Origin of the sequence: Flavobacterium sp. CF136, assembly GCF_000282055.1 — a bacterium.
GTDB lineage: Bacteria > Bacteroidota > Bacteroidia > Flavobacteriales > Flavobacteriaceae > Flavobacterium.
On the sequence record NZ_AKJZ01000106.1, the window covers coordinates 1 to 10806 of the forward strand.

The following is a 10806-nucleotide window of genomic DNA, read 5'->3' on the forward strand; positions in this document are numbered from 1 at the left end:
TTGTTTTTAGAAGAGCAATTCTGGATAGGGATAACAATTTGCATGTAATGAAAATTGGTAATCACATTGATAAAGCCGAAATCGAACACAAAACCTTATTCAATAAAGAGCGATTTTTGACGAAATTGACAGAAATGCATACTACGGACAAATATATAACCCAAATTATGCAGGATCTGCCGGATGAATTCGAGTTTGCTGTCCTCAAAAATATTCTAAAAGCAAACTTAAGCGATCCATTGATTCGTGAGGAAAGAAAAACGGCACTGCAGGAAATACTCTGGCTGGCGAATTCATTTTATGATATACAGTTTAACCATGATTCTGACATCACCGAGCGTGTTATATTTCCAATATCCAATTCTGAAAGCCGCGGTATAGAGGATGCACGATTTGTGCGTTTTGTAGATGATGATGATTCCGTTCGTATTATGGCGACTTACACAGCTTATAACGGACATACTATACTGCCTAAACTTATTTCTACCGAAGATTTTTATAATTTTAGGGTTATGCCATTGCATGGTGCCGGCGCCCAAAATAAAAACCTGGCCTTATTTCCCAGAAAAATAAAAGGCAAATATGCCATGCTTTCCCGAATAGATGGTGTAAACAATTATATTATGTATTCTGAGAGAGCCACACAATGGGATCATCCCGTTCTTCTTCAGGAGCCGCGTTATACGTGGGAGTTTACACAAATAGGAAATTGCGGATCACCGCTTTGGACCCCGGAGGGCTGGCTCGTTATTACCCACGGTGTTGGTACAATGAGACGTTATTGCATAGGTGCTTCATTACTGGATCTTGATGATCCGTCTAAAGAAATTGGAAGACTTCCGGAGCCTTTACTTTCGCCACTGGAAGACGAGCGCGAAGGGTATGTTCCTAATGTTGTATATTCCTGCGGAGCAATCATTCACAATGACAGTCTTATATTGCCTTATGCCGTATCGGACTATTCCTCAACTTATGCCACTGTTAATATGGCAGAATTAATAGATGCCTTGAAGAAAAGCAAATAAAATAATTATAAAAGGTGCAGTTACTGTACCTTTTTAAGTTTTAAGAAACCTGCATACTCCGGGACCTTAAAATTTTAAATAATTCGATATAATCTATTTAACACATTGCAAACTTTTTCAAGAGACTGCGTTTGATTTAAATATTATTTTGGTGGTATTTATAGACAAATTAAATTGTTTTATATATTTATAAAAAATATAGCAAACGGAGTAATGATACCGGAACTACCCTGTAAATTTCCGTCAGCGTGCGGATTCTGATTAATTAGAGTATAATTCATTTAAATCTTATATGCCCGAAATCATTATTAATTCATTTTCTGTAGCAATTTGTTTCCTGATAGGAATATTGGCTATTTTCTATTTACCACATAATAAAAAAGGAAATCTGTGGTTCGGCATTTTTCTCTTGTCTCTTGGTTTTATGCTGTTGAGTAGAATAATATTTCAGGAAGATTTATCTGAAAAGTATCCGTATATCATACCAATTTCTGAACTTTCTCGCTTTATTATAGCACCGGGTTTTTATTTAAGCACTTGGTATTATACTCATTTAAACGAAATTAGTTTTCGAAAAAAAGTGCTCCATTTTATACCGGCAGCAGCATTTATTCTTTTAATATCATTGCCTTATTTTCTTTCCATAGGGAATATTACAGATTTAATAGGAGAGCGTACAAACAATATTCTTGGAAATCTAATGCGTTTTGCAGTACCAGTACAAATCATTATTTATTGGATTTTATCTTATAAAATATTAAAAAAACACGGACACAGTATACTCTTATTTTCGTCGCAAAAAGAAGAAAGGGATTTGAACTGGTTGTCAGGCATATTGGTAGGGATGTTTTTTTTAATTGCGGTTTGGCTTATAATTAAAATAAAAGAAAATGTCTTCCTTAATTCAGTGAGTGCTTATCTCTACCTGACGCTGATAGTATTTATGGTATACAGCCTTTTAAGACAAAAGGAAGTTTTTTTCAAAAATAAAACGGAGAACGAAGCGCTTAAAAGCATCATCTATGCCAATGCTTCGATTCAGCCGGATAAATCTGCGTCGAGATTAAGTGGTCAGGAATTATCAAAGTACAAAACTGTCCTGAATGGTCTTTTAGAAAAAGAAGAAGTGTTTATGGATCCTGAAATTAACCTGTCTTCGCTGGCTGATAAAGTTGGAATCTCCATGAATGATTTATCTTTTGTGATCAACACTAGTTATAATATGAATTTCTATTCGTTAATGAATAATTACAGGATAGAAAAAGTGAAAGAGATGCTGGCACAAAAACAATACAGTCATTTGACAATCCTTGGTATTGCTTACGAAGCAGGATTTACCTCCAAATCAACTTTCAACAGTGCATTCAAAAAAGCAACAGGAATCACCCCAAGCGAATACATGAAAAGAAATAGCATAAAAGAGGTTTGAATGGGTACATCCGGACGACTCAAATTGCTATAAGATGTTTTTTTGCTGTGAATTTAAAACAGTAAATATTATGTATTCAACATCTTTAAAAAACAAAATTTGGTTAGGGGTATGTTTCGGACTGGTAGTAGGCGTAGTTTTCAGAAGGCTATCCTTTAAATATTTTTCCCCATGGATTCCGACTCCATTTTTACTGGGGATAGGGATTTTGGTATTAATTGCAGGATTAATTCTGCCTTATGTCTGGCATGCCAGAGAAAGGCGAAACGGAATCAATGGCGTTAAACTAAAAACCAACCTTGAGCATTTGACTCTTTATGCACTTTGTCTTGACTCAATTATGTTTGGTGTTCAAAAAATTCAGGGACTCCAAATGATAGTTCTGTTAGGAAAATTAGACCTGCCTTTAAGCAGCTTACCCGGAGAAACTCTAATGTGGGCATTCTTTAAGTATTCCTATCCTTTTACCGTAGCAATAGCCTTATTGCAAATTTTGACTGCGGTTCTTTTGCTTTTCTCAAGAACGAGACTTTTCGGATTGATTTTGGCAATTATTATGCTAACTTTTATCATCTGCCTTGATGTCTTTTATCATCTGCCTGTGGGTGTATTGCTTCATGCCATAATATCGTTGTTAGGTGTATTTTACTTTTTATCGCAGGACTGGAAAAGACTAACAGATTTTATTTTTCAGCCTTTACAAGGAACTAAAAGTTTAAATATCTCTAATCTTTATAAAAATATGTACAGAATTTCTTTATTTATCTGGCCTTTATTATTCTCTTTAATTTATGATTTTCCCGACAAACATCCTAAGCTGACGGGTAAATATCAGGTTGAAAATTTAAAAATAAATGATGTTCCTTTTAAGGCAAAAAGTCCAAAAGACAGTGTATTAACAACCGTATACATGGATCTTGAAGATGATTTTGTATTGGACTTTAATGATTATAGATACAGATATATAGGTACTTATTTTCTTAACGAAAAAAACGATTCTATTACCGTTAAATGGAGATATCCTTCTGATAAATTAGACGAGTTTAAAGGCAGACTGATAAGAACAAATGGAAAATTGGTCCTGAATGGAAAAATGAATGACGAAAAACTTGAAATGAAATTAAGCAAGTGATGAAAAAAAACACTTCATGGAGGAGCTAATAAAGCTTTAATTTAAAATATCGTAGTTATGAAAGGTCAGTTTCACTAAAACTGACCTTTTTTATTAAGTTTGGTGACCCAATTTTCAATTATTTAAAACCTAAATAATTCGATATAATATCATCTCAATTAAACTACAGTAAAAGTTACTTTTTTTATAAATCTTTTATTAAATCACCTGGATTTATTTTTAAAGATTGAGCAATTTTAAATAAAGTGCTTATTTTCATTTCCTGAGAGCCTTTAATATATTTTCTTAAATTCTCTACATCCATTTCGGCATCATGAGCAACCTCACGTTGTTTTAATTGATTGCTGTCTATTATATCTTTTATTCTGATTCCCAGTTGCTTTACAACTTCTGGAATTTCACTTTTTCTCGTTCTTTTCATGAAAATGAAATTACAAGTAATAGATTGTTTTTGTGTAATTGTATTTAATCGATTGTATACAACTGTTTTTTTTGTATTTTTGTTTTAGATTAATGACATTATCAAATTCATTAAAAATAAAACCATGAAAGCAGAGCATAAAGAATCAGTCACAGAATTTTTAGATTTAATGAGTAAAATAAAATATTTTACAAAACTAAAACCTGATAACAAAAATAGTAATCTGTTTAAAACTGAGCTGAAAATAGCTTCATACACTGAATTAAACCTGTTAGTTTCGGATTTGCTTAAAGTAAGTATTGCTGCGCTTAAAAGTGATGCTCCCGATTCATCTGCTTCTGCGTCCGGAATAAATGTATTGCTTTTGCTCGAAATTGCATTGCAGCTCCTTCCGGACGCCGAGATTGAGATATTAGACGAGTTGCATAAGCTTCATTTGAAGCTGGGGGTGTGAAAATAAATTATTGCATTATAGTTTTCGTATAATGTTTCAAAAGCTTCTGGATTTTTTATGAGTAATGTGAAACAAAAAAAGCTCCAGATTTCTCTGAAGCCTGTATTAAAGTCCGGATAGGACAATTCCCGATCCATTTCTTCATGATTTAAAAAAAATAACTATTATTTTTAAACTATAGTTTTTCTGAAACTACTGTTAATAGGGTATTAATACTTGTTTTAAATCTGTTATTAGTTGTACATTTGCACACCTCATAAGTCTAAATATTAGAAATTAAAGTATTTAAGCGGGAATATTTGCCTTTTGTCGGTTATTTGTAATGAATAAAAACAAGTATTAATCATACTTTTTTTAACTAAAATTCGTAAATTTAAATATATTTACATGGAATTTGAAGTAATTCGTATTGTGTAAATTGCTTTAAATTAAAAATTTATCATAACGTAAGCCATAAACATTATCTAGTGAGAGTTGAAGATAACACAGAAACCAAAGAACAAAAGATAATTTTAAATTAATAAAAACTTTAGCTATGGACTCTATTATGAATTTTAACGGTAGAATTTTTTCTGATAGCATTAAAAATGTCATTATAAAAATATTCAATAGTTTAGACACATCAGATATTAATAACTCTGAAAATTCAAATCTTGTAATAAATAAAATTTTAGAAAACCCTAATGACGAGCGACTTTTTAATGAGACCGTTGAGTACTTAAAACAACATAAAGAAATTAAAGAGAAAGAAATTTCTTTGTCAAATAATAATTCATTAACTATATCAATAGAATAATTTGAATATCAACATTGCTTTAAATACCATTATAATTATAATGGTATTTTTATTTCCAGGCGTTTTATTTAGGAAATTTTATTATTCTGGTCAATTCGGAAATCAATTTGAACAAGGAAATTTATTAGAAAGATTTTTATGGTCTTTATTTTTAAGTTTTGTTTGCCTTAGTGGAGTTTCATCATTATTTTTCTTTTTAGCATATTTTTGGGATTTACATCCATTGGACAATATCGATTTTGGAAAAATATCTTCAATGTTTCAAAGTTTATCAAAAAATGAATTTCCACAATCTTTTAGTAATAAATCAGATTTCACTAGCTTTCTATTTTTAATATTTATCATTTACTTCATTTCAGCAAGTCTTGGATGGATAGTTCATAACATAGTTAGAGCATTTTCACTTGATAGATTTTCGATTTTTAAGTTTAAAAATAATTGGCATTATTTATCACAAGCTTATAAAGAAAATGGTGTAAGTAGAAAAATAGGTGATGTTCATGCAACTTTTGTTGATGTCTTAGTAAAAAACAACACAAAAGATGAACTCTACAGAGGAATTTTAAATAATGTCATTTTAGACAAAGAAGATAAATTAGAAAATATTGTTTTATCAAATACCTATAAATTTGTTTCAATCGATAAAACTGAAAATGAAAAAATTGAAGCTGTAAAACGATCAATTGAAAATAACGAAAATGTATTTACTTTACATAAAGATTATTTAAATAGAACCGTGTACAAAAAATCAATTGACGGCAATTTACTTGTTTTATCAAAAGAAAATATAATTAATATTAATTTTACCTATGTAAAAACATCTAATAAAGTAAAATATTGGAAAGGATATTTTTTTGATTTCTTAAGAATAGCTAATTTATTATTTATTGTAGGATTAGTAATTCTACCTTTCTTACAAGTAAAATACTCATATTTACAATCTATTGGAAGTAAAGTTGTTTTTTCAATTACAACATCTTTTATCGCAACATTATTTTTAAATTTATTTGGAGAATTATTAAAAATTAAAACTCCTAAAGTTAAGACAAGCTTTTCAGATGTTTTTTTTATAATAATACTATTTTCTACTCCATATCTGTGGGTATTTGACATCTTAACTGGATTAGGAACCATTGCTTTCTCTTTTTTAATTATTATTATTTTTGCTTTTTATCAAAGCAAATATCAAAAATAAAAAAATTAAGGCCTCAAAAATGAAATATTCATTTCATTAAAGTTTAGTATACTATTCTCCGGCTCTACGAAGAGTTCTTATGGAAAGCTGTGACTTCGCACTCGCAATTTAAATCAAGTATAATAAACTGTAGCACCAGAAGGTTGGCGGAAATGGCAACCGAAAACAACAAAAAACAGAAATAAAGCAAAAAAGAAGATGTTTAAAAATCATATTGACATAAAATTGAAACACGAGAAATTCGTTAAAAAAGTTTGTGAAACAAATTTGGTATACGGATTAGAAAATGCAGATGGATTTGCAACTTCAAGTTCAAATGATTTGGAAGACGAAGACGGAGAGCCAATTGGAATAATATGTTTTTGGTCAGAAAAAGCGTTAGCAAATTCTTGTATTAAAAATGGTTGGGAAGAATATGAACCAACAGAAATAAACTTAGCCAAATTTATTGAAAATTGGTGTATCGGAATTGATAATGACGAATTATTAGTTGGTACAAATTTTGACCACAATATGTTTGGATATGAAATTGAAGGTTATGAACTTATTTTAGAATTGATAGACGAACTAAAGAAGAATAATAAAGAATTAGATTTTGAAAAATTTGAGAATTTAGAAGATTTAGAAACTCAAATTAGAGGAGCAATGGAATAAAGCCACTACCCACCAACAAGTACTACAAAGGATTTGGGCAATTGCCTTAATAGAAAGTTGGTTTTGTATTTGGAATGATTTGGCAAATCCGAAAATAGGGTTTAATTTAGTTCCAAACCTGATGTAGTACCAGAACGTTAGCCGGAATGTTAGTGCAGAAAAACCAAATAAATGATCGAAAAGAACCAAAAAGTAAAATTGATACTTAAAATAATGTTGTTAGGAATATTAATTCCGGGATTGACAGTTTTATTAATTTTAAAATTATGTAAATATGTCGAATCTGCTTATGGAGGAGAAATTGCCTTTTTTACATTTATTGTTATATCTTTTGGTTTGGCCTTTTTGATAAAAAGTTATAAAAAAAGTAGAATCAAAAAAAATCCTCAAATTTAGAATTAGAGTCCGCTTTCCGAAGAGTTTTTATGGAAAGGCGGATATCTCCTGACTTCGCACCCGTAATCTAAATCAACTATGCACATTTTTTATAAACTTGCTCTCCGAAAAGTCTAATGAAAAGCTGCGTAAATGTCCCGGATCTTTCTTTCAACTCAATAAAAATTGATTTATGTATTTACAGTTTGTACTTTTGCCCTTATGAATGATAATTTTATAAATGAATATTTTGGGATTGGAATACGAAATGGTAAAACGCCTGAAAATTTGGGTGTTTTATGGAGATCCGCTCAAAACTTAGGTGCTTCTTTTATTTTTACCATAGGTAATCGATATGCCAAGCAAGCCTGTGACACTCATGATGCGGTAAAAGCAATTCCTTATTTTCATTATGATACTTTTGAAGCTTTTTTTGAAAACTTGCCTAAAGGAGCACGATTAGTTGGTGTTGAATTAGATGAAAAAGCTTGTGATTTGGAGACCTTTGAGCATCCAAGACGTTGTGTTTATTTATTGGGAGCAGAAGATCATGGCCTATCCAAAAAAGTAATGGATAAATGCCATCATTTAGTAAAATTTAAATCGGTAAAAAGCTTGAACGTAGCTGTCGCAGGAACTATTATTATGTACGACAGAAATTTGCCTAAACCGCGATCTTAAAATAAAGCCGCTCGATTTCCGAAGAGTCGTGCACGCGTACCTGTTTAAATTAGAAGATAAATCGTAGCGTTTGCGGTTAAACCAATAAAGCCATTCCAAACTTTTATGGGTTGCTGTATTTTTTTGAAAAAAGCCTGATGCTACTTGATTTCCGTTTTATTTAAAACAATTAGTATTTGTATATTTTACAGAATTATATTAAGATTTTTCAAACCATAAAAAAAGCTCCAGATTTCTCTGAAGCTTTTTTGTCTTAGTAGCCTCGCCCGAACAAATGTCGAACTTTTTTTTTGGAAGATTTGGAACGTTTACTGAATATTCCTAAGCTAAAATTATGAAAGAGCGTGTTCTAATTTTTCTTTCCATTTTTCCCAATTTTTTTTAAAGTATTTAAAAAGGCTCTCTAAATATTAATGTGATGATGCCTAAAAAGGGGGAATTTACCCTTTGGAATTGGGTGTATATCCTGCTGTTTTTCAGTTGAGTAGTTAATAAATTTGTCTCATAATTTTAATATTAAACCGTAAGCTGAAAAGGGAATAGAGTAGGTAAACAACAAACTAATTATTATGAGAAATTTTATTAAAGGAAGACTTTTAGGACGTTTATGCGAAGACTGTGAAGAAAATGTCGGTCAGGTTAAAGTACGTTTGTACCTGCCTGAAAGAAGAGCAAATGTTGAAGGTGCGCTAGCTGCTTCCGAAAAAGAAACATTTAAATTATTAACTCCACAGGAAGTTAAGGAGAAAGAAGGCAGATTAGTAGGTGAGGGAATGACTGAGGATTCAGGTGAATTCCTGATTGAATTAAAAGGAGATTATGCTGATTCAGCCTTAGAATTTGATTTTGAATGTGGTACAGTGCCTAAAGGGCCCCTGCCACCGAAAAAATTTCCAATAAGACAATTCCACGTTACTACATTTTATCCGAAATGGGATGCTGAAGACCAGGCTACAGCAGATACCAAAATCGGGCAATATTCTTATGTGATCCCGAACAGATGGTGGTGTGAAATTAAAGGAAGATATTTTGATGTGTGGACTATCTGCGGAAAATTAGTAGACTGCAAAACCGGTAAGCCATTAGTTGGGGTTAACGTGATTGCCATGGATGCCGATTTTATTACGGATGATGAACTTGGTACAGGATTAACCGATAGTAATGGGCATTTTACCATTTATTACGATTCAGTCAAATTCAAAAAAACGTTTCTATCGCCAGCTTTCAATATTGAGACAGATATTACATTTCCTTTTGCCAGCGGTCCGGATGTGTATTTTCAACTCGAATACAACGGACAGAGATTTGCCTTGGAAACAGCAGCTAATAGAAGAAATAATGTAGGTTACTGTTTATGCGTGAAATTATGTTCTGATAAACTGGTACCTGTTGATCCTCTGATACCGCCTTCCTTTACCCATTTTGGACTGTTACAGCATATTCCTATTCAGGCAGGAATCACAGATGGTAAAGCCAGTGGATCTGCATTCTTTTCATCCGTTAATATGGTGGGTTCTATCAGTAAGAAAATTAATGGAAACCCGATGCAATATATGTTTGAGTACCAGGAAGTAGCCACTCCTGCAACAGCGCTTAATCCGGCAGGCTGGCATCCGGTTGTACCTAATATGATTGTTAAAACAAATATTGGATACTTATGGACTCCTTCAGGAGATCCGGCAAATCCGTTTAATCAAGAGCCATATTATATCAATGGTACAGGAACAGAAAAAACAGTTACTATTATCGATAATTGGATTGAAGTACCTCAGGAATCCAATTTTGCACCGCATATAGACGCTCAAATATTATGTTTGAATACCGAAGCGCTTACCGGCGTAACAAGTATTGATATGGCAATGCCAACGTCAGGGATTGGCAGTTCGACAGTTTCTGCTGCCCGACCTCATACTCTGAACCGCTATTTTGCCATCCGTATGAAACAAAGAGAAGGTAGCGGCGGAACCGTCCTTGTTGCCGGTACTTCTAAACCAATTGCTATATATAATGTTGTTTATAATAATGTAAACAAACAAGGAAGTTGGGCCCCGGCAACTGTCAATGGCCAGCGTATAGCATTGTCTCTGGACATACAGGAAATCATATCAGGCATGAGCGGATGCAGTAAAATAACATCAGCACTGCACATAAAATATGGTGCTAGAAATGAAAATCTGGGTAGTGTAAGCCTTTCTATTACAGGTCCTAACAAACCAGGCCAGAGTTTTGGTTTTGATCCTATAGCTCCTATGGCAGCTCCGGAAACTTTCGGGACAACTGAATTGGTGTTTACGCCTCCAACACAGACTGTTAATGATTTATTGCCTTGCGCTTATACAATCAAAGCATACGCAACTGCAAAACTTACGAATGGTGAAGGTGGAGTAGGAACTTATGAAGATTTAGTTTCGTTCTGTAAAGTTGATTAGTTAAAGATGCCTTAACGGAATTATTACCAAAAAAAGTCCCAATCCGGAAATTTCGAGATTGGGACTTTTTATATGTATCCTGTTTATTTTAACACCTCGCTCTCCGAAGAGTTCTTATGAAAAGCTGTGTGAACGTTTCTGACTTCGCACCCGCAATCTAAATCAAGAAAAAAGCTCCAGATTTCTCTGAAGCTTTTTTTATTTAGTAGCGGGAA

10 protein-coding genes are annotated in these 10806 nt (G+C 32.5%); 9 read left to right on the forward strand and 1 reads right to left on the reverse strand.

Annotated features, from left to right (window positions below; genetic code table 11):
• The 3 genes from PMI10_RS20625 to PMI10_RS20635 form a co-directional block, all read left to right on the forward strand.
• Positions 1–1025: glycoside hydrolase family 130 protein (locus PMI10_RS20625; protein ID WP_007811441.1), on the forward strand; the 1025-nt coding region annotated here is incomplete at its 5' end.
• 292 nt (positions 1026–1317) lie between these two features.
• Entirely contained in the window at positions 1318–2454 is a 1137-nt protein-coding gene (locus tag PMI10_RS20630; protein ID WP_007811444.1) for a helix-turn-helix domain-containing protein, read from the forward strand.
• Between the two features lie 70 nt (positions 2455–2524).
• Complete coding sequence (locus PMI10_RS20635; RefSeq protein ID WP_007811446.1) at positions 2525–3586, forward strand: hypothetical protein; 1062 nt, start codon at positions 2525–2527, stop codon at positions 3584–3586.
• Positions 3587–3770: 184 nt separating this feature from the next.
• On the opposite strand, the gene PMI10_RS20640 is transcribed toward PMI10_RS20635, so the two are convergent.
• Positions 3771–4007 (reverse strand): helix-turn-helix domain-containing protein, encoded by a 237-nt coding sequence (locus PMI10_RS20640; RefSeq protein ID WP_007811448.1) that lies wholly within the window; start codon positions 4005–4007, stop codon positions 3771–3773.
• Between the two features lie 124 nt (positions 4008–4131).
• Between PMI10_RS20640 and PMI10_RS20645 the strand changes: the two genes are divergently transcribed.
• The 6 genes from PMI10_RS20645 to PMI10_RS20675 all read left to right on the forward strand — a co-directional run bounded on the left by PMI10_RS20645 (position 4132) and on the right by PMI10_RS20675 (position 10591).
• Complete coding sequence (locus tag PMI10_RS20645) at positions 4132–4461, forward strand: hypothetical protein (RefSeq protein ID WP_007811450.1); 330 nt, start codon at positions 4132–4134, stop codon at positions 4459–4461.
• 535 nt (positions 4462–4996) lie between these two features.
• Positions 4997–5257, forward strand: a complete 261-nt coding sequence (locus PMI10_RS20650) for a hypothetical protein (RefSeq protein WP_007811453.1) — start codon at positions 4997–4999, stop codon at positions 5255–5257.
• 1 nt (position 5258) lies between these two features.
• Positions 5259–6452, forward strand: coding sequence for a hypothetical protein (locus PMI10_RS20655; protein ID WP_157489922.1), 1194 nt, complete (start codon positions 5259–5261; stop codon positions 6450–6452).
• A gap of 198 nt (positions 6453–6650) precedes the next feature.
• Entirely contained in the window at positions 6651–7106 is a 456-nt protein-coding gene (locus tag PMI10_RS20660; RefSeq protein ID WP_007811457.1) for a DUF2750 domain-containing protein, read from the forward strand.
• 597 nt (positions 7107–7703) lie between these two features.
• Positions 7704–8162: an RNA methyltransferase gene (locus tag PMI10_RS20670; RefSeq protein WP_007811460.1), complete on the forward strand. Its 459-nt coding sequence runs from the start codon at positions 7704–7706 to the stop codon at positions 8160–8162.
• Positions 8163–8731: 569 nt separating this feature from the next.
• Positions 8732–10591: a hypothetical protein gene (locus PMI10_RS20675; protein WP_007811462.1), complete on the forward strand. Its 1860-nt coding sequence runs from the start codon at positions 8732–8734 to the stop codon at positions 10589–10591.
• Positions 10592–10806: the final 215 nt, after the last annotated feature.